This is a genomic window from Halomonas alkalicola, from assembly GCF_030704205.1.
GTDB lineage: Bacteria > Pseudomonadota > Gammaproteobacteria > Pseudomonadales > Halomonadaceae > Halomonas > Halomonas alkalicola.
The window spans coordinates 856,492-878,383 of record NZ_CP131913.1 but is presented as its reverse complement, the minus strand read 5'-3'; the positions used below and the strand labels follow the sequence as shown (position 1 = coordinate 878,383).

Here is a 21,892-nt window from a genome sequence, read left to right as displayed (position 1 = left end):
CCGGCACCCAACCGCCACCACCGTCAGAGGAGGAGAGATGTCGAACGACCCCCAGTCGGCCCAGGGCCAGGACCTCGATCATCAGGGCCATGGCGTCCTGATCATCGAGGACGACTTTCGCATCGCCGAGATCCACCGCGCCTTCATCGAGCAGAGCGAGGGCTTCCGGGTGGTGGGGATGGCGCGCTCCGGGGCGGAGGCCCGCACTCTGCTCACCGACGTCGGGGAGGCGGTGGATCTGGTGCTGCTCGACGCCTATCTGCCCGATGTCGAGGGGCTCGAGCTGCTCTGGCTGCTGCGCCGCGACCACCGCCATGTCGACGTGGTCATGGTCACCGCCGCCCGGGAGGTGAAGACCATCGGCGAGGCGCTGCGCGGCGGCGTCTTCGACTACCTGATCAAGCCCGCCGAGGCCTCGCGCATGGCCCAGATGCTGGCGCGCTTTCGCCGCGAGCGGGCGGCCCAGGCGGCCCGTGGCGAGATGAACCAGGAGGAACTCGACCGGGTGCTGGCGCGGGTGCAGCCCGAGGCGGGCGGGTCGCGGCGGCAGTTGCCCAAGGGCATCGACCGGCTGACCCTGCGCGCGGTGGTGGCCGCCCTGGAGGAGGCGAGGGCGCCGCTGGCGGCCATGCAGGTGGCCAGGGCGATGGGCGCGAGCCGCTCCACGGCGCGGCGCTACCTGGAGTTTCTGGTATCGGTGCAGGTGATGGAGGCCGAGCTGGGCTATGGTGATGTGGGCAGGCCGGAGCGTCGCTATCGCCTGGTGGGGGACGCCACTCCCTGGTGCGAGGAGGGGTGAGGGGCTCGCCGCCGTGAGCAGAATGGACACAATGCCCACAACGCACTTTTTCTTCATTATGTTCACAAGGTTGTGATCCCTGGCGCCGCTCCTCTAACGTTCGCTCCGTAGTTCCATAATAACGAACCCGCCTAGAGGAAATCGCCATGACCGCCACGTTCACTGCCAGGGGTCTCACCGCCATCGTACTGCCGCTGGCCGCGCTGACCGGCCTGGCCGGCGCCGCCCCGGCCGACGACTGGACCCCGACACGCTCCATCGAATTCATCGCTCCGGCCAATCCCGGTGGCGGCTGGGATACCCTGGTACGCACCGTCTCGCGGGTGATCCAGGAGGAGGGGCTGGCCGAGCGCAGCTTCGGCGCCATCAATGTGCCGGGCGGCGGCGGCGCCGTGGCCTGGGCGCAGATCGCCCGCGACACCGGCAACCCCCACAAGCTCTTTGCCACCAGTCCGCCGATCATCCTGGTGCCCCTGGCCGGCACCTCGCGCTATGACCACACCGACTTCACCCCCGTCGCGCGGCTGATCACCGACTACTCCATCATCCTGGTCAAGGCCGACTCGCCCTACGAGGACCTCAACGAGCTCTTCGAGGCGATCGCCGAGAACCCCAGCCTGAGCATCGGCGGTGGCAGCGCGCCGGGCTCCATGGACCATATCTCCATGGCCGGGGTGGCCGCCGCGGCCGGCCTGGATGCCGCCAGCGTCAACTACATTCCCTTCTCCGGCGGCGGCGAGGCGATGACCAACCTGATGGGCGGTCACGTGGCGGCGGTGATCACCGGTGCGGGCGAGGCCTCCGGCCAGCTCGGCGAGGGCAGCGGCCTGCGCCCCCTCGGTGTCTCTTCTCCCGAGCGGCTGGGCGGCGTGCTGGCGGATATCCCCACCTATCAGGAGCAGGGGATCGACTACACCTTCGACATCTGGCGCGGCGTGATGGGCACCCCGGACATGCCCGAGGAGGCGGTGGCCTACTACGAGGCGCTGTTCGCCGAGATGCTCGAGACCGACGGCTGGGAAGCGGCCCGCGACCAGCTGGGCTGGATCAATGCCTACCAGAACAGCGAGGAGTTCGGCGACTTCCTGGACGAGCAGAAGGAGCAGTTCAGCACCATCCTCGGTGACCTCGGCCTGCTCGGCGGCTGACCCCTCCACCCCTCTGTCTCACCGCTTGCCCGGGAGCCTGGCTCCCGGGCGGGCCCGTCCCCATGTGTCGGCACTGCGGTGCCGTCGGGCAGGTTTCCATGACACGACTCAACTCCAACCAGATCATCGCGCTGCTGCTGGCGCTGCTCTCGGTGGGCTACCTGGCCATGGCCTGGCAGATCCCGGCCTTCCCCCTGCCGCGTCCCATCGACTCCGACCTCTTTCCCAAGGTGCTGGGCTTCACCCTGCTGGGCCTGGCCGTGTTGCTCTTCCTCGAGGCGCCCGCCGCCGGCGAGCCCCAGCCCGACGGCGACGCGGCTGAGCCCAGGGGGCCGCTGCTGCTGCGCCCCTGGTCGCGAGTGGTGGTGACCGCCATCGCCCTTGCCGCCTATGCGCTGCTGCTGGTGCCGGTGGGCTTCGTGCTGGCCTCCACGGCACTCTGCTTCGGCCTCGGCGCCTACTACGGCTATCGCCGCCACGCCGTCAACCTGGCGACCTCGCTGGGCGTGGTGCTGACCCTCTACCTGACCCTGACCCGGGTGATGGGCGTCTACCTGCCCACCGGCCTGCTGCCGTTCTGACCGGCGAGAGAGTGATTCCATGGACGCCTTCAATAACCTGATCTACGGCTTCAGCATCGCGCTGGACCCGATCAACCTCTTCTACGTCTTCGCCGGGGTCTTCGCCGGCACGGTGATCGGCATGCTGCCGGGGCTTGGGCCGATCAGCGCGCTGGCCCTGATGATCCCGCTCACCTTCGGCATGGAGCCCTCCTCGGGGCTGATCCTGATGGCCGGGGTCTACTACGGTGCCATCTTCGGCGGCTCCACCTCCTCGATCCTGCTCAACGCCCCGGGCGTGGCGGGCACCGTGGCCACCTCCTTCGACGGCTACCCACTGGCCAAGCAGGGCCAGGCCGGCAAGGCCCTGGCCATCGCCGCTTACGCCTCCTTCATCGGCGGCACCATCTCCATCATCTTCCTGATGCTGGTGGCACCGCTTCTCGGCCGGGTGGCAGTCAGCTTCGGGCCCGCCGAGTACTTCTCGCTGATGGTGCTGGGCCTCACCGCGGTGGTCTCGCTCTCCGACAAGTCGCTGGTCAAGGGACTGATCGCCGCCGTGGTGGGGGTGATGATCTCCATCATGGGCATCGACCTGCAGACCGGCACCGAGCGCTTCACCTTCGGCACCGCCCACCTGCTCGACGGCATCGACTTCCTGGTGGTGGCGCTGGGGATCTTCGCCCTGGCCGAGGTGTTCTACATGCTGCTGCGGGGGGGCGGCGGCAAGGAGCAGCCGCGCAACGCCATCGGTTCGCTCAGGCTCTCGAAGCAGGAGGTCAGGCAGATCGCCCCGCCCATCGGCCGCAGCTCCATACTCGGCTTCTTCACCGGGGTGCTGCCCGGGGCCGGCGCGACCATCGGCTCCTTCCTCGGCTACAGCATGGAGAAGCGCCTGGCCAAGGACGGCGATACCTTCGGCAAGGGCAACATCAAGGGAGTGGCGGCGCCGGAGTCGGCCAACAACGCCGCCTGCACCGGCTCCTTCGTGCCCCTGCTTACCCTCGGCGTGCCCGGTTCCGGCTCCACCGCGGTGCTGCTCGGCGCCCTGCTGGTGATGGGGGTCTCCCCCGGGCCTGCGATGCTGGTGGACCGCCCCGACGTCTTCTGGGGCGTGGTGGCCAGCATGTATATCGGCAACATCATGCTGCTGGTGCTCAACCTGCCGCTGATCCCGCTGATCGCCAAGATCCTCGACCTGCCGCGGCCGCTGCTGCTGGCGCTGATCCTGATCTTCTGCATGGTCGGGGTCTACGGCATGAGCTTCAGCGTCTTCGACCTGCTGCTGCTGCTCGGCTTCGGCCTGCTGGGGCTCGGCATGCGCCTGTTCGGCTTCCCGGCCGCACCGCTGATCCTGGCGCTGATCCTCGGCAGCATCATGGAGGAGTCCATGCGCCGGGCGCTGCAGATCTCTGGGGGCGACTGGTCGATCTTCATCGACAAGCCGATCTCCCTGGCGCTGCTGGTGGTGGCCGCGCTCTCCCTGACCCTGCCGCTGCTGCGCAAGCTCAGGGCCCGCTGACCCCCTCGCCAGACCGCTGTTCGCGGGGGCGCCGGCCATGCCGGCGCCCCCGCGTCGTTGTACCCGGGCTCTCGGCGCGCGGCACGTCCGCCGCGCACTGACCTGGCGCAAGGGGGCGGGCGCGGTGCACCGAACGGTGCATGGCGGCGCCCTCGGTTGCACCGAGGCGGTGCGTCAAGCGCTCTGCTGCGCCGCATTAATTAGAGACAACTGCTTGTATTTGCAGGCCTTTATCGGGAATGGCCTACTGTGGCGCACCCCTTGCAAAGTCTCCTTGTCCCACAACAACGACCCCCGAGCGGGGAGCAAGGAGATTCTCGTGACCCTATCCCATCGCAAGTCGCTGCCGCTTCGTCCCCTGACCGCCGCGCTGCTGACCGCCTCCCTGCTGGGCGCCGGCGGCCAGGCCCTGGCCGACGACGACCCCATCAAGGTGGGCATCCTGCACTCGCTCTCCGGCACCATGGCGATCAGCGAGACGGTGCTCAAGGACACCGTGGAGATGCTGATCGCCAAGCAGAACGAGCAGGGGGGGCTGCTCGGCCGCCAGCTCGAGGCGGTGGTGGTGGACCCGGCCTCCAACTGGCCGCTGTTCGCCGAGCGCGCCCGGGAGCTGCTCGCCCAGCATGAGGTGGACGTGGTCTTCGGTAACTGGACCTCGGTGTCGCGCAAGGCGGTGCTGCCGGTGTTCGAGGAGCTCAACGGCCTGCTCTTCTATCCGGTGCAGTACGAGGGGGAGGAGTCCTCCGAGAACGTCTTCTACACCGGCGCCGCGCCCAACCAGCAGGCCATCCCCGCGGTGGAGTACTTGATCAACGAGATGGGCATCGAGCGCTTCGCGCTGCTCGGCACCGACTACGTCTATCCGCGCACCACCAACCGCATCCTCGAAGCCTTCCTCAAGGAGGAGCACGGCATCGCCGACGAGGACATCATGGTCAACTACACCCCCTTCGGGCACAGCGACTGGCAGAACATCGTCGCCGAGGTGCGCCGTTTCGGCAGCGAGGGCAAGCCCACCGCGGTGGTCTCCACCATCAACGGCGATGCTAACGTGCCCTTCTACCGGGAGCTGGGCAACCAGGGGGTGGACGCTGGCGACATTCCGGTCATCGCCTTCTCGGTGGGAGAGCAGGAGCTCACCGGCATCGACACTGCCCCCCTGGTGGGCCACCTGGCCGCCTGGAACTACTTCATGAGCGTCGACACCGACGCCAACTACGACTTCATCGACGCCTGGATCGAGTGGACCGGCGACGAGGAGGCGGTCACCAACGACCCCATGGAAGCCCACTACATCGGCTTTAACATGTGGGCCGAGGCGGTGCGCAAGGCCGGCACCACCGACCCCGACGCCATCAAGGACGCCATCATCGGCGTGGTGGTGCCGAACCTCTCCGGCAGCTACGCGGCGATGATGCCCAACCACCACATCACCAAGCCGGTGCTGATCGGCGAGGTCCAGGACAACGGCCAGTTCGACATCGTCTGGCAGACCCCCTCCACCGTGGTCGGCGACGCCTGGTCCGACTTCCTGCCCGGCTCCCGTGACCTGATGGCCGACTGGCAGGCGCCCATGCGCTGCGGCAACTTCAACGTGGCCACCGGCCGCTGCGGCGGCAGCACCGCCGCCGAGGAAGCCGAGGCCGCCCTCGCCGAGTAACGCCCGCTCCCGGCGTCGCATCAAGCGCAAGGCGCCGGGGACAGGTCGAAGAGGGGGTCCTATGCCAGGGATGGCATCGGTAGCGCCCAGGGATGGGTTTACAGCGCCCCCTCGCAGGCCTGTCGCCGGAACAGCCTTGAGTGATTCTGCCTGCTGTGATTTCGCGGGGCGCACGCCCGCTTTACCCCCTTAGTGACTCCCTAATCCAAAGGATGAACCCATGAGGCGTCTCCTTTTTCTCTGGCTGCTGGTGCTGCTGGCCGTGCCGCTGGGCGCCCAGGCCCAGCCCGCGGCCGACGATTCCGCCGCCATCGAGCTGCTCGACGCCCTCGACGTCGACAGCTTCCCCGCCAAGAGCCGCGCCATCGAGGCCATCGTGGCCAGCGACGACGAGCGCGCCCGGGACTGGCTCCAGGCCCTGCTCGACGGCCGCCTGCAGCGCGCCGACGACGGCCGCTTCGTGGTGGTGCTGGACAACCGCGGCCGCGACTGGCCGGTGGAGGATGCCCTCACCGGCGAGGCGCTGGGCGAGATGTCCCGGCGCGATCTCGACCGCATCGGCATCAACAACGCCCTGCGCAACCAGCTGCGCAGCGCCATCGCCGTGGTGGATCTCTACTCGGCGGACCTCACACTGCGTCGCGCCTCCGCCGAGCGGCTGCTCGGCGAGGTGGACGCCGACCTGGCCGGCCCCCTTGCCGAGGTGATCGAGGGCGAGGAGGACGCCCGGGTGCGCCGCCGCCTGACCCAGGCGCTCGCCATCTACCGCCTGGAGCAGGGCGAGGTGGCCGCCGTGGCCGACCTCGAGGGCAGCCTGCACTCCCGGGTCCGCGTCGCTCTCAATCAGGCGGCCAACGGCGACGACCCGATGCTGGCCGACGCCGCCCGCAGTGCCCTGAGCGGCATCGAACAGATGCTCAAGGTCAACCGCGCCGCCGAGACCCTCTACTTCGGGCTCTCCCTGGGCTCGGTGCTGGTGCTGGCGGCTATCGGCCTGGCCATCACCTTCGGGGTGATGGGGGTGATCAACATGGCCCACGGCGAGCTGATCATGCTCGGCGCCTACACCACCTGGATGATGCAGCAGCTGCTGCCCGGCCAGCCGGGCCTGGCCCTGGTGCTGTCGGTGCCCGCCGGCTTCCTGGTGGCGGCGCTGGCCGGCATCGCCATCGAGCGCGGGGTGATCCAGTTCCTCAAGGGGCGGCCGCTGGAGACCCTGCTGGCCACCTTCGGCATCAGCCTGATCCTGCAACAGCTGGTGCGTACCCTGATCTCGCCCCAGAACCGCACCGTGGTCTCCCCGGAGTGGATGAGCGGCTCCATCGCCGTCAACGACGCCCTCTCGCTGACCCTCAACCGCCTGGTGGTGATCGCCTTCGCCCTGGCGGTGTTCGCCGCTCTGGTGCTGATCATGCGCCGGACCCGGCTCGGGCTCGAGGTGCGGGCGGTGACCCAGAACCGCGCCATGGCGCGCTCCATGGGCATCCGCGCCACCCGGGTCGATATCCTCACCTTCGCCCTGGGCTCCGGGGTGGCGGGGCTCGCCGGGGTGGCGCTCTCCCAGCTCACCAACGTGGGGCCCAACCTGGGCCAGAGCTACATCATCGACTCCTTCATGGTGGTGGTGTTCGGCGGCGTCGGAAACCTCTGGGGCACCCTGGTGGCGGGCCTGTCGCTGGGGGTGATCAACCAGGTGCTGGAACCCTGGGCGGGCGCCGTGCTGGCCAAGATCATCGTGCTCGTCTTCATCATCCTGTTCATTCAGAAGCGCCCCCGCGGACTCTTCCCGCAGAAGGGCCGGGCGGCGGAGGGCTAACCGATGCATTCCACACACTTCTGGCTGACGCGCCCCTTCGCCGAGCGCTCGACGCAGCTCTTCCTGGCCGTGCTGCTGGCGGCCATGACCCTGGTGACGCTGCTGCACCTGGCCGTGCCCCAGGGCCACCCGCTTTACGTCAACGCTTATACCGTCAACCTCTTCGGCAAGTACCTGAGCTATGCGCTGCTGGCCGTCGCCGTGGACCTGGTGTGGGGCTATCTGGGCATCCTGAGCCTGGGTCACGGCGCCTTCTTCGCGCTGGGCGGCTACGCCATGGGCATGTACCTGATGCGCCAGATCGGCGACCGCGGGGTCTATGGTGATCCCGTGCTGCCGGACTTCATGGTGTTCCTGAGCTGGGAGAACCTGCCCTGGTACTGGCTCGGCTTCGACATGGCCTGGTTCGCCTTCCTGATGGTGCTGCTGGTGCCCGGCGCCCTGGCGCTGGTGTTCGGCTTCCTGGCCTTCCGCTCCCGGGTCACCGGGGTCTATCTCTCCATCATCACCCAGGCGCTCACCTTCGCCCTGATGCTGGCCTTCTTCCGCAACGAGATGGGCTTCGGCGGCAGCGACGGCCTGACCGACTTCCGCGAGATCCTGGGCTTCAACCTGAGAAGCAACGAGACGCGCCTCGGGCTCTTCCTGGCCAGCGGCGTGGCGCTGGCCCTGGGCTATGTCGTGTGCCGAGCCATCGTGGGAAGCAAGCTCGGCCGGGTCTGCGTGGCCACCCGTGACGCCGAGGCGCGCACGCGCTTTCTCGGCTACCGGGTGGAGCGCTTCCAGCTCTTCGTCTTCGTGGTCTCGGCCATGCTGGCGGGGCTCGCCGGCGCCCTCTACGTGCCCCAGGTGGGGATCATCAACCCCAGCGAGTTCTCGCCGCTCTTCTCCATCGAGATCGTGCTCTGGGTGGCGCTCGGCGGCCGGGCGACCCTCTACGGGGCGGTGATCGGGGCGATACTCGTCAACTACGCCAAGACCTATTTCACCGGCGCTATGCCCGACGCCTGGCTCTTCGCCCTCGGCGGGCTCTTCGTGCTGGTCACGGTCTTCCTGCCCAGGGGCGTGGCGGGGATCCTCGCCTATCGCCTGAAGCGTCGCCGAACGGGCGATGACGCCGGCGCGTCCGGCAATGAAAACAGCGCCACCGGCTCGGAGGTGACCCCATGAGCTTCCTGAGATCCCTGGCCGACCGCGATCGCGTCTTCGACTTCCTGGTGCCGACCGCCTCGCCGGTGGACGTGCGCCACGGCCCGATCCTCTACCTGGAGGACGTCACGGTGAGCTTCGACGGCTTCAAGGCCATCGACAACCTCAACCTGACCATCGACGACGGCGAGCTGCGCTGCATCATTGGCCCCAACGGCGCCGGCAAGACCACCATGATGGATATCATCACCGGCAAGACCCGCCCCGACACCGGCTCGGTGTGGTTCGGCAGCCGCCACGACCTGCTGACGATGAACGAGCCGGAGATCGCCAGTCTCGGCATCGGCCGCAAGTTCCAGAAGCCTACGGTCTTCGAGGCGCTCAGCGTGTTCGAGAACCTGGAGCTGGCCATGGCCGCCGACAAGCGCATCCTGCCGACCCTGACCGCACGGATGAGCGGCGAGGTGCGCGACCGCATCGAGGAGGGGCTCGACACCATCGGCCTCACCGCGCTGCGCGACCGGCCGGCGGGCATCCTCTCCCACGGCCAGAAGCAGTGGCTGGAGATCGGCATGCTGCTGATGCAGCGGCCGCGCCTGCTGCTGGTGGACGAACCGGTGGCCGGCATGACCGAGCAGGAGATGGAGCGCACCGCGGAGCTGCTGACCGGGCTTGCCGGCAAGCAGTCGGTGGTGGTGGTGGAGCACGATATGGGCTTCGTGCGCTCCATCGCCCGCCAGGTGACGGTGCTCCACCAGGGCAGCGTGCTGGCCGAGGGGACCATGGACCAGGTGGCCAGCGACCCCAGGGTGATCGAGGTCTACCTGGGGGCCGAGGCCGACGAGGAGATGGCGTGATGCTCAGGATCGACAAGCTCAACCAGTACTACGGCGAGAGCCATACCCTCTGGGATCTCGACCTCGAGGTGCCCGCGGGGGAGTGCACCTGCGTGATGGGCCGCAACGGGGTGGGCAAGACCACCCTGATGAAGGCGATCATGGGCGAGGTAAAAGTGGCCTCCGGCAGCCTCCGCTACGCCGACGACGTGGAGCTGACCCGGCGGCGCGTCGAGGAGCGCTCGCGGCTCGGCATCGGCTACGTGCCCCAGGGCCGCCAGATCTTTCCGCTGCTCACCGTGGAGGAGAACCTGCGCACCGGGCTCGCCGCCCGGGGCGACGGCCGCAGGACGATTCCCGAGCGCATCTACGAGCTCTTCCCGGTGCTTCGGGAGATGAAGCACCGTCGCGGTGGCGATCTCTCCGGTGGCCAGCAGCAGCAGCTGGCCATCGGCCGGGCGCTGGTGCTCGAGCCGCGCCTGCTGATCCTCGACGAGCCGGGGGAGGGCATCCAGCCCAATATCGTCACCCTGATCGGCGAGGTGATCCGCAGGCTGATCGCGGAAGACGGCCTCAGCGTGCTGCTGGTGGAGCAGAAGCTGCCCTTCGCCCGCAAGTACGCCGACCGCTTCGTGATCATGGACCGCGGCCGGCCGGTGGCCAAGGGGGCCATCGGCGAGCTCTCCGATGCGCTGATCAGGGAGCACCTCACCGTCTAAGGTCGGAAGCGACGACGGGCGGTTACAGCTGGCTTATATCACTCGGGGCTGACCTGTCGGCAAGCCTTCGAGGAGGCGCTCTGAATACATCCCTGTACGCTACCGATGCCATCCCTGGCATAGGACCTCCTCTTCGGCTTGCCCCCAGCGCCCCTCGTTATGCGTCACTGCGGCAGCCCGGCTGTCGAAATCGAGAGAGTCTTGCACCTTTCTGGCCTGCCCGCCCGTGCGCCTGCACCCGCAAGGTGCGCGGCGGCCTCCGTTGATGCACCGCGAGGGGGCGTGCATGCCGTCAGCCTGGCACCGGCATTCATCTCAACTTTATGAATGATAAGGGAAATATATCCCTCTCCCCATTCTGGTACGCCCCTTGCTGAAGACTGGTCAGAGATGCCACCGCACGAGCCGCCCATGACTGCCTTCGAGCCTACCCTTGCCCCCCCGCCGCCGGCATCCGGCCACCGCTTCGATGCCGAGCGGCGCTGGGAGGCGACGCTTGAGTTGCGTTTCGCCGCGCGGGGCGGGGCGACGCGGCTGACCCGGGCGCGCCATTGCGGGCCGCTGCGGGTGCAGCGCCCCTTCTATCCGGAGGGGCCTGCGGGCGTCTGCCACCTCTACCTGCTGCACCCGCCGGGGGGGCTGGTCAGCGGCGATGCGCTGACGATCTCGGCGCGGGTCGAGGCGGGCGCCCAGGCGCTGCTCACCACGCCTGCGGCCAACAAGCTCTATCGCGCCGACAGCCACGGGGTGGCCTGGCGCCAGGCCACCCACCTCGCGGTCGACGACGGCGGCAGCCTGGAGTGGCTGCCCCAGGAAACCATCGCCTTCGACGGCTCCCGGGGGGAGCAGAGCACCCGGATCGACCTTTCCGGCACCGCCCGTTGCCTGGGATGGGAGGTGCTGGCCCTGGGGCGCCCGGCAAGCGCGCTGCCCTATCGCTCGGGGCGCCTCGAACAGCGCTTTCGCCTCACCCGCGACGGCAGGCCCCTGTGGCTGGAGCGCCAGCCGCTGGACCCCACCCACCCGCGCTTCACGGGGCGCTGGGGGCAGGGGGGCGCCAGCGTCCAGGCGACCCTCTGGGCGGTGGGCCTCGACGACGAACCCGAGGCCATCGAGGCGCTGCGCGACGCGCTTCCCGCCTCGCCGCGCTGGGCGGTGACCCTGCGCCACGGCGTGCTGCTGCTGCGCTACCTGGGCGATGAGCGCCGCGAGGCCTGGGCGCTCTGCGAGGCCGCCTGGCGCGTGCTGCGCCCGCGGCTGCTGGGCCTCGAGGCCCAGATTCCGCGCATCTGGCTGACCTGATTCCCTTCACCAACGAGACGACGCCATGGAACTGACTCCCCGCGACAAGGACAAGCTGATGCTGATGCTCTTTCTGGCCGCTCAGCTGGCCGAGCGCCGCCGCGCCCGCGGCCTGAAGCTCAACTACCCCGAGGCGGTGGCGCTGATCAGCTTCGAGATCATGGAGGGCGCCCGGGATGGCCGCAGCGTGGCCGACCTGATGAGCGCCGGCCGCGAGATCCTCGGCCGCGACGACGTCATGGAGGGGGTGGCCGAGATGGTCCACGAGGTGCAGGTGGAGGCTACCTTCCCGGATGGCACGAAGTTGGTCACCGTCCACACCCCAATCGTCTAAAACTGGCTGCACTCGGCCATGCTGTGTTGGCTTCGCGACAAAAATTGCTCATTTACTAAAGTAAACTCCGCTTTTTTGCCGCTCGCCGCCTTGCCTGGCCTTCGTTCGCTCAGTTTTAGCTGTGCAGCAGCAGCCATTAACGAAAGGTAAGGCGCTTATGATTCCTGGCGAATATCAGCTGAAGGACGGCGAGATCGCGCTCTGCGAGGGGCGCGAACGGATCACCGTCGAGGTGGCCAACACCGGCGACCGGCCGATCCAGATCGGCTCCCACTACCACTTCGCCGAGGCCAACCCGGCGCTGGTCTTCGACCGCGACAAGACCCGCGGCCATCGCCTCGACGTGGCCGCCGGCACCGCGATTCGCTTCGAGCCGGGCCAGACCCGGGAGGTGACCCTGATTCCCTTTGCCGGCACGCGCCATATCTACGGCTTCCGCGGCGACGTAATGGGCGCGCTGGAAGGAGGCAAATCATGAAGATCTCGAGACAGGCCTACGCCGATATGTACGGCCCTACGGTGGGCGACCGGGTGCGCCTGGGCGACACCGAGCTGTGGATCGAGGTGGAGCGCGACGCCACCCACTACGGCGAGGAGGTGAAGTTCGGCGGCGGCAAGGTGATCCGCGACGGCATGGGCCAGAGCCAGCGCCATGACGACAGCGTGATGGACACCGTGATCACCAACGCCCTGATCCTCGACTGGTGGGGCATCGTCAAGGCGGATGTGGGGCTGCAAAATGGCCGCATCGCCGCCATCGGCAAGGCGGGCAATCCCGATACCCAGCCGGGCGTGGAGATCGTGATCGGCCCCGGCACCGAGGTGATTGCCGGCGAAGGCATGATCCTCACCGCCGGCGGCATCGACGCCCATATCCACTTTATCTGCCCCCAGCAGGTGGAGGAGGCGCTGGCCAGCGGCATCACCACCATGCTGGGCGGCGGCACCGGGCCCGCCACTGGCTCCAAGGCCACCACCTGCACCCCGGGGGAATGGCATATCGGCCGCATGCTCCAGGCGGTGGATGGACTGCCCATGAACATCGGCCTGTTGGGCAAGGGCAATGCCAGCCTGCCGGAGGGGCTGGCGGCGCAGCTCGAAGCCGGGGCCATGGGCCTCAAGCTCCACGAGGACTGGGGCACCACCCCGGCCTCCATCGACAATTGCCTCAGCGTGGCCGAGCGGTATGACGTGCAGATCGCCATCCACACCGACACCCTCAACGAGTCGGGCTTCGTGGAGGACACCCTGGCGGCGTTCAAGGAGCGCGGCATCCACACCTACCACACCGAGGGGGCCGGGGGCGGCCACGCGCCGGACATCCTCACCGCCTGCGCCAAGCCCTACGTGCTGCCGTCCTCCACCAACCCGACCCGGCCCTACACGGTCAACACCATCGACGAGCATCTCGACATGCTGATGGTGTGCCACCACCTGGACCCCAACATCCCCGAGGACGTGGCCTTCGCCGATTCGCGCATCCGCCGCGAGACCATCGCCGCCGAGGACATCCTCCAGGATCTCGGCGTGATCTCGATGATCTCCTCCGACTCCCAGGCCATGGGCCGGGTGGGGGAGGTGGTGTGCCGCACCTGGCAGACCGCCCACAAGATGAAGGTGCAGCGGGGCCTCTTGCCCGAGGACGAGGCGCTCGGCGCCGACAACTTCCGCGCCCGGCGCTATATCGCCAAGTACACCATCAACCCGGCGATCACCCACGGTATCGGCCACGAGGTGGGCTCCGTCGAGGTGGGCAAGCTGGCCGACCTGGTGCTCTGGAGCCCGGCCTTCTTCGGCGTCAAGCCGGCGCTGATCCTCAAGGGCGGCATGATCGCCATGGCGCCCATGGGCGACCCCAACGCCTCAATCCCTACGCCCCAGCCGGTCCACTACCGGCCGATGTTCGGCGCCCTGGGGCGGGCAGCAAGCGAGACCCGGGTCAGCTTCGTCAGCCAGGCGGCCCTGGACGCGGGGATCCAGGAGCGGCTGGGCCTCGCCAGCCGGCTGGTGGCGTGCAAGAACGTGCGCGGCGTGCGCAAGGGGGATGTGAAGCTCAACGACGCCTGCCCCGAGCTCAGCGTCGACCCCCAGACCTATGAGGTGCGCTGCGACGGGGAGCTTCTGACCTGCGAGCCCGCCACCGAGCTGCCGCTGGCCCAGCGCTACCACCTGTTCTAGGAGCCCGAGATGCTGAAAATGACCGAACGCCTGGGCCCCATCGGGGCGGACCAGGCCCGCGATACCCTGACGCTGCCCTATGAGCTGCGTATTCGCGGCCGCCTCAAGGCGACTAGCGACGCCGGCCGCGACCTCGGCCTCTTTCTCGACCGCGGGCCGGTGCTGCGCGACGGCGAGGGGCTGCGCGCCGAGGGCGGCGAGGTGGTGCGCATCCGCGCCGCCGACGAGCCGGTGGTCACCGCCCGCATCGCCGCCGGCCTGCCCCTGGCGCGGCTCGCCTACCACCTGGGCAACCGCCATGTGCAGCTGGCGCTGGGCGAGGACGAGAAGGGGGGATACGTACGCTTTCCGCCGGACCATGTGCTGGAGGAGCTGGCGGCGCTGCTCGGCGCCACGCTCGAGCACCACCGGGCCCCCTTCGACCCGGAGCCCGGCGCCTACCAGCAGCTGGGCGGGCACGGCCACTCACACAGCCACTCGCACGGGCACGACCACGACCATGAGCACGACCATGGCCACCCCCATGCTCACTGAGCCCGAGGCGCCGGTGGAGAGGGCGCCGGGCGACGACCTGGCCCTGCTCGGGCTGCTGCAGTGGGTCAGCCCGGCGCTGCCCATCGGCGCCTTCGCCTTCTCCCAGGGGCTCGAGAGTGCCTTCGAGCTGGGCTGGGTGACCGACGAGGCGAGCCTCGGCGACTGGCTCGAAGGGGTGCTCGAGGATGGCCTGACCCGCTGCGACCTGCCGGCACTTTCGCGCCTGCATGCCGCCTGGTCGGAAGGCGACGGCGAGGCGGTGGCCGAGTGGGACCAGTGGCTTGCCGCCAACCGCGAGACCGCGGAGCTCGCCGCCGAGGATGCGCGGCTCGGGGCCTCGCTCAAGCGGCTGCTGGGCAGCCTGGCGCTGCTGCCCCCTGATGTTTCAAGTCATGGGCCCGAGCTCCCGGAAGGAGCGGGCTATGTGACGCTGTTTGCCTGGGCGGCCCGGGTGCGCGGCATACCGGTGCGCCAGGCGCTGCTTGGCTTCGCCTGGGCCTGGCTGGAGAACCAGCTGGCGGTGGCCTGCAAGGCGCTGCCCCTGGGCCACACCGCCGCCCAGCGAATCGTGGAACGGCTGCGTCCGGCCCTGGTCGCCGCGGTGGACGAGGCACTGGCGCTGCCCGATGACGAACTCGGCCCGGCGCTGCCCGGCCTCGCCCTGGCCAGCGCCCTGCACGAGACCCAGTATTCGCGACTGTTCAGAAGCTGATGTGACCAGAAGCTGACGATGCACAACCAGGAGAGACGACCATGACCCATTGTTTACGCGTTGGCGTCGGCGGCCCGGTGGGCTCCGGCAAGACGGCGCTGCTCAAGCAGCTCTGCCTGGCCCTGCGCGACCACTACGATATCGCCGTGGTCACCAACGACATCTACACCCGGGAGGACGCCGACTTCCTGCTGCGCCACGAGGCGCTCGCCGCGGATCGCATCCTCGGCGTGGAGACCGGCGGCTGCCCCCACACCGCCATCCGCGAGGACGCCTCCATGAACCTCGCCGCCATCGACGAGCTCCAGGGGCGCCACCCTGGCCTTGAGCTGGTGCTGGTGGAGTCCGGCGGCGACAACCTCTCGGCCACCTTCAGCCCCGAGCTCTCCGACCTCACCCTCTACGTGATCGACGTCTCCGCCGGCGACAAGATCCCCCGCAAGGGCGGCCCCGGCATCACCAAGTCTGACCTGTTGATCATCAACAAGATCGATATCGCCGAGCAGGTGCATGCATCGCTCGAGGTGATGGAGCGCGACTCGAAGATGATGCGTGTCGAGCGCCCCTTCGTTTTCACCAACCTCTACGACGGCGTGGGCCTCGAGACCATCATCCAGTTCATCCTCGAGCGCGGCATGCTGCCGGAACGACGGCCGTCGGCCGATGCCGGCGCTACCGCCTGATTCACTCCCCCATACCGACTCGACACCCTGGCAAGGAGATCGCCACCATGACCTTACTCTCGATGTCTCTCTCGAAACGGGCCGCCGCGGCCACCGGCCTGATGCTTGTGGCCCGCTCCGCCCTGGCCCACCCGGGCCACGGCGCCCCCGATGTCCATGCGCATACCGGCCATCCGCTGCTGCTGCTGGCGGGCGCCTTCGCCGTGCTGGGCGTGACCGGGCTGGCCCTGCTGCTGCGGCGTGTCCTTCGCCAGCGACGGCTGCAGCGTCAGCGCTGAATGTCGGCGTCGCCACAAGCAGAACGCCCGGCCAGTGGCCGGGCGTTCTGCATGGGGGGCAGGGTGGTGATCAGGGCAGCAGGATGGTGGAGCCAGTAGTCTGGCGGCCCTGCAGGGCGTCCTGAGCCTGGCCGGCCTCGGCCAGCGGGTAGCGGTGGGAGATATCGACCTTGAGCTTGCCGCTTTCGAGCATGGCGAAGAGCTCGTCGGCCATCATCTGCAGCCGCTCGGGGGTGTCGGCATAGCCATTGAGGCTGGGGCGGGTGACGAACTGCGACCCCTTCTGGTTGAGAATGCCCAGGTTGACCCCCTCGACTGCGCCGGAGGCATTGCCAAAGCTGACCATCAGCGAGCGCGGCTTGAGGCAGTCGAGGGAGGTTTCCCAGGTGTCCTTGCCCACCGAGTCGTAGACCACATCGCACATGGCATCGTCGGTGAGCTCGCGCACCCGCTCGACCACGTTCTCCTTCGTGTAGTCGATGGTGGCCCAGGCGCCGTTCTTCTCGGCCAGGGCCGCCTTCTCCGGGGAGCTGACGGTGCCGATCAGCCTGACGCCGAGCGCCCGCGCCCACTGACAGGCGATGGAGCCCACGCCGCCGGCCGCGGCATGCCACAGGATGGTCTCGCCGCCCTTGAGGGGAAAGGTCTGGCGCATCAGGTACTGCACCGTCAGCCCCTTGAGCATGCTGGCCGCGGCGGTCTCGAAGTCGATGGCATCGGGCAGCTTGACCACCTTGTCGGCGGGCAGGGTATGCAGCTCGGCATAGGCGCCGAGCGGCCCCTGGGCGTAGGCGACGCGGTCGCCGGGCGCGAGGTGGCTGACCCCTTCACCTACCGCATCGACCACGCCGGCGCCCTCGGTGCCTAGCCCGGAGGGCAGCGACGGGGCGGGGTAGAGGCCGGTGCGGAAGTAGATGTCGATGAAGTTGAGGCCGATGGCGCGGTTGGCGATTCGCACCTCGCCGGGGCCGGGCTCGGCGGGGGAGACATCGACGAGTTCGAGCACCTCGGAGCCGCCGGTGCGGGCAAACTGGATACGCTTGGCCATGGTGTCAGGTCCTTGTCATGGGAGTGGAAAGCCGTGGGGACAGAGAGCCATCCAAACGCCGAACGTCCGGCCGGTCAAGTCGCTGGCTCCCTCGGCGGGTTCAGCCGGTCCCGAGCCCGTCGACGAAGGCCTGCCGCTCCGCCTCGAAGAAGGCCCGCTCCTGCTTGAAGCGGCGCAGCACCGCCTGCTCATCGAAGGCGAGCGGTGGCGTCAGCCGGCCGGAGAGCGCGGCGGGGTGCTGGAAGGCGAGGCCGACCCGCTCGCCCCGGTCGTTCTCCACCCAGCGAGTGATGCCGCACTCCCCCAGGAAGGCCTCATCCAGGGTCTCGTTTGGGGGGATGCAGAGCGGCGCCTTCAGGGCCAGGTCGTGAAGCAGGCGCCTCAGCGGCTCGCGGCTCTCCTCGAGGGTGGCGGCGAGGGTCACGGCCATGCCCTCGCCGCTCTCGTCCATGACCAGCAGGGCCAGCGCCAGGGGCCGACCCTTGTTGTCCAGCAGCGCCCAGAGCCGTGCCGCCTCGGCGGGAAACAGCAGGTGACGGGTGCCGCTGAAGGCCACCAGGGGCGCCAGGCCGGCCTGGGTGCCGTGGACCGCCGCGCACAGCCGCGCCAGGCAGGCATCGCGCCTGGCGCCGGGCTCGAGACTCACCACTTTCATCCGGATTCTCCACTCCATGACGGGTTGGCGCGAAGCCTACCATATCTGCCCGCCCATGCTCGGCCGCCATCCCTCCGCGCAGGGGCTGTGCCTGGCTCCTGCATCTCGCTATGCTGGCTTCCATTGCCGGTCGCCGCTGCCATCCGCTCGTGGTGGCCGGCCCCCTCAAGGACGCGAGAGGCCCCATGAACTATCCCACAAAGCCCCATCCCCTCATGCCTCATTCCGCCACGTCCCACCCTGCGATCAGCCTGCCACGCCTGATCGCCCACCGCGGCCTGTCGGCTCGGGCCCCCGAGAATACCCTGGCCGCGGTGCGCGCCGCCCACCGGGCGGGCTGTACCTGGGTGGAACTCGACGTCCAGCTGCTGGGCGACGGCACGCCGGTGGTCTGGCATGACGCCACGGTCAAGCGCTGCTCCGATGGCCGCGCCCGCCTGGCGGACCTGGACCTGCCCCGGGCCCGTCGCCTGGACGTGGGCGGCTGGTTCGGCGACGAGTTCCGCGGTGAGCGCATGGCGACCCTCTCGGAGATGCTCGCCCTCGTCGATGCCCTGGGGCTCGGCCTCAATCTGGAGCTCAAGGTGAACCGCGGCCGCAGCGCTGCGGCCCTGGTCGAAGAGGCGGTCCCCGCAGCCCTGGATGTCCTGTCCCCCGAGCGGCTGATCGTCTCCTCCTTCAGTGGCGAGGCGCTGGCTTGCGCCCGGGACCTGGCCCCCGCCGCCCGGCTGGCCCTGGGCGTGCTGTTCGAGGGGATTCCCGACGACTGGCGGCAGCGCTGCGAGGCGCTGGACACCTTCAGCGTGCATGCCGACTGGACGCGCCTGAGCGGGCGCGGTGCCAGGGCCGTGCGTGAGGCCGGCTACCCGCTGCTCTGCTACACCGCCAACGATCCGGCGGCCTTCGCCCACCAGTGGGCGTGGGGCGTGACCAGCGTGATCAGCGACGATCCCGCCCGCTTTGCGGGGCATCTGCCCGACCGGGAGTGACAGGTCAGCCCGCATGGCAACGCCAGGGGCCGCTCCGGTGGAGCGGCCCCTGGCGGTTGGTCCGGATGTGGTCATCCGGTGGCACTTGGTTCAGCGGGTGGCCGGGGAGATCTCCTCGCGGCCATCATCCTGTTCCACCACCATGTCATCCTCGACGTGGATCGGCTCCTCGTCCTCGGCGGCGCGCACGCTGCGGGCGCGGTGCTCGATCAGGAAGTAGAGGATCAGGCCGATGCCCAGGCCCCAGGCGGCGCCGTGGGTGGCCAGGACCACGCCCATGATGCCCGCCACGCCCATGGCGGTGGCGTTCTTGATCTGCTCTACGGCGACCGCGATGCACAGGTAGCCGGTGATCAGCAGGGTGATGGAGAGGGCGATCGGCAGCACCGGACGGAAGGCGGTGACCAGCGGCAGCAGGAAGAGGGCAAAGAAGCCGACCATCCAGAACACCGCGGTGCCGGAATAGATGGTCTCCATCGCCTTGCGGCCGTAGCGGTAGCGCTCGGTGACCGTCGCCATGGCACCGGTGAAGAGCGGACCGGCCAGGCCCGGGTAGGGGGCCAGCAGGGAGTGCATCAGGTTGCGCAGGCCGGTGATCAGGTGCACGCGATCCACGTCCACCTCGATCTTCTCGTCGGGGCGCAGGTGGTCGACGCGCTTGATCAGGGTCTGGCCGACGATGATGTCACCGAAGGCGATGATGTAGGCGATGATGGCGGTGGGGATGGCGGCGATCATCAGCTCGATGCCGGGGGCACCGATGGAGAAGGGCAGGTAGGCCCAGATGCCACCGAAGTCGGGGATGGCGATGCCCCACTCCACCGTCGGCAGCGGGTACTCGCCCACGCCCCAGCCGATGGCCATGGTGATCAGCATGCCCGGCACCATGCCGTAGGCGACGATGTTGCGGGCCCAGCGGTACTTCTCGGCCAGGTCGCGGAAGGAGAGCGAGAAGAGCACGTAGAGGGTGATCAGGCCGCCGATGCCGAGCGAGATCGGAGTATTGTAGAGACGCCCACCCACGCTGATCTCGCCGCTGATGGCGGCGATGCCGGCGCCCAGCAGGATGCCCGCCTTGATGGAGTCGGGGACATTGTTGACCAGCTTGGTGCCCAGACGGGTGACGGCCATGAACAGGAAGATGGCGGTGACCATCAGCTGCAGGGCGATCATCGCCTTGAGGGCGTCCGGGCCCGGCTCGTACTGGCCGATGAACAGGAGTACGACCGGAATGGCCGGGGTGATCCAGCCGGCGATAAAGGGAATCCCGAGCAGCGGCGGCAGGATGAAGCCGATGCCACAGACCACCACGAAGGCCAGTGCCACCTCGTAGGGGATGCCGAGGTACTGTTCCAGCAGCGGGATCATGCCCAGGGATATGACGAACATCACCAGCGCCTGGATGGTCTCCGGGATGGCCCAGGGGAAGTGGATGAAGGGAAGGCGAACCTTGAACCCGCCTTATTCATGAGACCGGCCTGAAAACGAAGATAGCGGATGGTATCCTCATGAAAATTCAGTGTGTTCCGCCAAGAACCTGATCCAAGGGAGCCATCCGCTATGGGTGAAAGCCTATCCACCTGGACGCCCTCGTGCAACGGCTCTGTCCGTGTCGAGCTGAGCGGCCACCGCACCACCAGCGACAGCGGCGCTTTGTTGCTGCGTGAAGCCCTCGACAACAGCGGCGTGATTGAGGCGCTCGAAGACAACCTGGTCGATCCGCGTCACCCGCTGCGTATCCGCCACTCCCTGGCCAGTCAGCTACGCACCCTGGTGCTGCAGCGCGCGATGGGCTGGATCGATCTCAGCGATACCGACACGCTGCGCCGTGACCCGCTCTGGCAGTTGGCCTGTAGCGACGCGCGCGGGACGACGCCATTTGGCGCAGGACCGGCCGTCTCAAGCCACGCTGTCGCGGCTGCTGACCTGCCTCGGCCGCAACGACAACATCGATGCCGTGCACGAAGGCCTGCTGCGGCTGGTGCTCTGGCGCCTGACCTCGCTGAAGAACGGCGAGCGCCCCAAGCAGCTGACGCTGGACATCGACGGCCTGCCGATCGAGGTCCACGGTCACCAAGGTGGCTCGGCCTACCATGGCCTTTACGGTACCCGCATCTACTCGCCGCTGGTCGCCTCGCTGGCCGAAACAGGCGACATGGTCGGTGGCCTGCTACGCGAGGGCAACGCCGGCCCGGCTGAGAATGCCGATACATGGATCCCCCATCTGGTGACGCGGCTCAACGAGAGCACTGGCGCCCAGGTTCGGGTGCGCATCGATGCCGGATTCACCGACAACGACACGCTGGAGGCGCTGGAAGAGCGCGACATCGAGTATCTGGGCCGGTTACGCAGCCACAAGGGCCTGCAAAAATTGGCGGCGCCCTACCTGAAGCGGCCCCGCGGCCGACCGCCTGAACAGCCTCGAGAATGGTGCCATGACCTTGAGTACCAAGCCGGTTCCTGGCCGGCACCACGGCGCGTCGTGCTGGTCGTGCAGGAGCGCCCCGATGACCTGCTGCTGCATGCCTTCTTCCTGGTCACCAACCTCAGCAAGTTCGACTGGCCGCCAGAGAAGGTCCTAGCACTCTATCGCAAGCGCGGCAGCGCCGAGGCGCACATGGGCGAAGTGAAGTCGGCGCTCGACGTGCACCTCTCGTCGACCGATCGCGGCGCCTCCACCGTTCAGGACGTGATGGCGCGCAACGAGGTGAGCTTGCTGCTCAGTCTCTACGCCTACCAGGTCCTGCATGGCCTGCGCTGCCTCCTGGAGCGGCAAACCCGACAAGGCTGGAGCCTGAGCCGGATGCGCGAGCAGGTGCTCAAGGTCGCCGCCACGCTGAGGCTGCACGCTCGGCGAATCACCGTTCATCTGGGTGCCGCCGCCGACAAGTGGTGGCCGACGCTGCTGAAGGGGCTACCGAAGCTGACCGCACTGAGCTGACGCTCCTGCGAGACCACCACAGCATC

At 68.5% G+C, this 21,892-nt stretch carries 21 protein-coding genes and 1 pseudogene; 19 read left to right on the top strand and 3 right to left on the bottom strand.

Annotation, left to right across the window (positions count from 1 at the left end):
• Positions 1 to 37 precede the first annotated feature (37 nt).
• From B6N23_RS04225 to B6N23_RS04145, 17 genes are all read left to right on the top strand, one after another.
• Positions 38 to 799: a response regulator gene (locus B6N23_RS04225; protein WP_305502172.1), complete on the top strand. Its 762-nt coding sequence runs from the start codon at positions 38 to 40 to the stop codon at positions 797 to 799.
• A gap of 146 nt (positions 800 to 945) precedes the next feature.
• Positions 946 to 1,947 carry a tripartite tricarboxylate transporter substrate binding protein gene (locus B6N23_RS04220; RefSeq protein WP_305502170.1) on the top strand — a complete coding sequence of 334 codons (1,002 nt, stop codon included), beginning with the start codon at positions 946 to 948 and terminating at the stop codon, positions 1,945 to 1,947.
• 98 nt (positions 1,948 to 2,045) lie between these two features.
• Positions 2,046 to 2,528 carry a tripartite tricarboxylate transporter TctB family protein gene (locus B6N23_RS04215; protein WP_305502168.1) on the top strand — a complete coding sequence of 161 codons (483 nt, stop codon included), beginning with the start codon at positions 2,046 to 2,048 and terminating at the stop codon, positions 2,526 to 2,528.
• Between the two features lie 19 nt (positions 2,529 to 2,547).
• A complete protein-coding gene (locus tag B6N23_RS04210) occupies positions 2,548 to 4,029 on the top strand; it encodes a tripartite tricarboxylate transporter permease (RefSeq protein WP_305502165.1) in 1,482 nt (493 codons plus the stop codon).
• Positions 4,030 to 4,342: 313 nt separating this feature from the next.
• Complete coding sequence (gene urtA / locus B6N23_RS04205; protein WP_379688216.1) at positions 4,343 to 5,692, top strand: urea ABC transporter substrate-binding protein; 1,350 nt, start codon at positions 4,343 to 4,345, stop codon at positions 5,690 to 5,692.
• A 220-nt stretch (positions 5,693 to 5,912) separates the two neighbouring features.
• Entirely contained in the window at positions 5,913 to 7,508 is a 1,596-nt protein-coding gene (gene urtB, locus B6N23_RS04200; RefSeq protein ID WP_305502162.1) for an urea ABC transporter permease subunit UrtB, read from the top strand.
• Positions 7,509 to 7,511: 3 nt separating this feature from the next.
• Positions 7,512 to 8,678, top strand: a complete 1,167-nt coding sequence (gene urtC / locus B6N23_RS04195) for an urea ABC transporter permease subunit UrtC (RefSeq protein WP_253443660.1) — start codon at positions 7,512 to 7,514, stop codon at positions 8,676 to 8,678.
• Entirely contained in the window at positions 8,675 to 9,514 is an 840-nt protein-coding gene (gene urtD / locus B6N23_RS04190; RefSeq protein WP_305502157.1) for an urea ABC transporter ATP-binding protein UrtD, read from the top strand. The genes urtC and urtD overlap by 4 nt, the downstream gene beginning before the upstream one ends.
• Positions 9,514 to 10,212 carry an urea ABC transporter ATP-binding subunit UrtE gene (urtE, locus tag B6N23_RS04185; RefSeq protein ID WP_305502154.1) on the top strand — a complete coding sequence of 233 codons (699 nt, stop codon included), beginning with the start codon at positions 9,514 to 9,516 and terminating at the stop codon, positions 10,210 to 10,212. The genes urtD and urtE overlap by 1 nt, the downstream gene beginning before the upstream one ends.
• A gap of 411 nt (positions 10,213 to 10,623) precedes the next feature.
• Positions 10,624 to 11,514 carry an urease accessory protein UreD gene (locus tag B6N23_RS04180; RefSeq protein ID WP_305502152.1) on the top strand — a complete coding sequence of 297 codons (891 nt, stop codon included), beginning with the start codon at positions 10,624 to 10,626 and terminating at the stop codon, positions 11,512 to 11,514.
• Between the two features lie 25 nt (positions 11,515 to 11,539).
• A complete protein-coding gene (locus tag B6N23_RS04175) occupies positions 11,540 to 11,848 on the top strand; it encodes an urease subunit gamma (protein WP_305502151.1) in 309 nt (102 codons plus the stop codon).
• 157 nt (positions 11,849 to 12,005) lie between these two features.
• Positions 12,006 to 12,326, top strand: coding sequence for an urease subunit beta (locus tag B6N23_RS04170; protein WP_169957935.1), 321 nt, complete (start codon positions 12,006 to 12,008; stop codon positions 12,324 to 12,326).
• Positions 12,323 to 14,026: an urease subunit alpha gene (ureC, locus tag B6N23_RS04165; protein ID WP_305502148.1), complete on the top strand. Its 1,704-nt coding sequence runs from the start codon at positions 12,323 to 12,325 to the stop codon at positions 14,024 to 14,026. The genes B6N23_RS04170 and ureC overlap by 4 nt, the downstream gene beginning before the upstream one ends.
• A gap of 9 nt (positions 14,027 to 14,035) precedes the next feature.
• On the top strand, positions 14,036 to 14,560 hold the full coding sequence (gene ureE, locus B6N23_RS04160; RefSeq protein WP_169957937.1) for an urease accessory protein UreE: 525 nt from the start codon (positions 14,036 to 14,038) through the stop codon (positions 14,558 to 14,560).
• The gene (locus B6N23_RS04155) at positions 14,550 to 15,272 is read left to right on the top strand and encodes an urease accessory protein UreF (protein ID WP_249322326.1); all 723 of its coding nucleotides are present in this window, start codon (positions 14,550 to 14,552) and stop codon (positions 15,270 to 15,272) included. The genes ureE and B6N23_RS04155 overlap by 11 nt, the downstream gene beginning before the upstream one ends.
• A 41-nt stretch (positions 15,273 to 15,313) precedes the next feature.
• Positions 15,314 to 15,955, top strand: a complete 642-nt coding sequence (gene ureG / locus B6N23_RS04150; RefSeq protein WP_305502145.1) for an urease accessory protein UreG — start codon at positions 15,314 to 15,316, stop codon at positions 15,953 to 15,955.
• Positions 15,956 to 16,002: 47 nt separating this feature from the next.
• The gene (locus B6N23_RS04145; RefSeq protein ID WP_305502143.1) at positions 16,003 to 16,233 is read left to right on the top strand and encodes a hypothetical protein; all 231 of its coding nucleotides are present in this window, start codon (positions 16,003 to 16,005) and stop codon (positions 16,231 to 16,233) included.
• A gap of 70 nt (positions 16,234 to 16,303) precedes the next feature.
• Here B6N23_RS04145 and B6N23_RS04140 read toward each other — a convergent pair whose 3' ends face one another.
• On the bottom strand, positions 16,304 to 17,281 hold the full coding sequence (locus B6N23_RS04140; protein ID WP_305502141.1) for an NADPH:quinone reductase: 978 nt from the start codon (positions 17,279 to 17,281) through the stop codon (positions 16,304 to 16,306).
• A gap of 100 nt (positions 17,282 to 17,381) precedes the next feature.
• Positions 17,382 to 17,936, bottom strand: a complete 555-nt coding sequence (locus B6N23_RS04135) for a hypothetical protein (protein WP_305502139.1) — start codon at positions 17,934 to 17,936, stop codon at positions 17,382 to 17,384.
• Positions 17,937 to 18,121: 185 nt separating this feature from the next.
• Between B6N23_RS04135 and B6N23_RS04130 the strand changes: the two genes are divergently transcribed.
• On the top strand, positions 18,122 to 18,925 hold the full coding sequence (locus B6N23_RS04130; RefSeq protein ID WP_305502137.1) for a glycerophosphodiester phosphodiesterase family protein: 804 nt from the start codon (positions 18,122 to 18,124) through the stop codon (positions 18,923 to 18,925).
• Positions 18,926 to 19,015: 90 nt separating this feature from the next.
• Here the strand turns inward: B6N23_RS04130 and B6N23_RS04125 are convergent, their stop codons facing one another.
• The gene (locus B6N23_RS04125) at positions 19,016 to 20,314 is read right to left on the bottom strand and encodes a xanthine/uracil/vitamin C permease (RefSeq protein WP_305502135.1); all 1,299 of its coding nucleotides are present in this window, start codon (positions 20,312 to 20,314) and stop codon (positions 19,016 to 19,018) included.
• A gap of 132 nt (positions 20,315 to 20,446) precedes the next feature.
• Between B6N23_RS04125 and B6N23_RS04120 the strand changes: the two are divergent.
• Positions 20,447 to 21,866: pseudogene (locus B6N23_RS04120) on the top strand (IS1380 family transposase).
• The last annotated feature ends 26 nt before the right edge of the window (positions 21,867 to 21,892 follow it).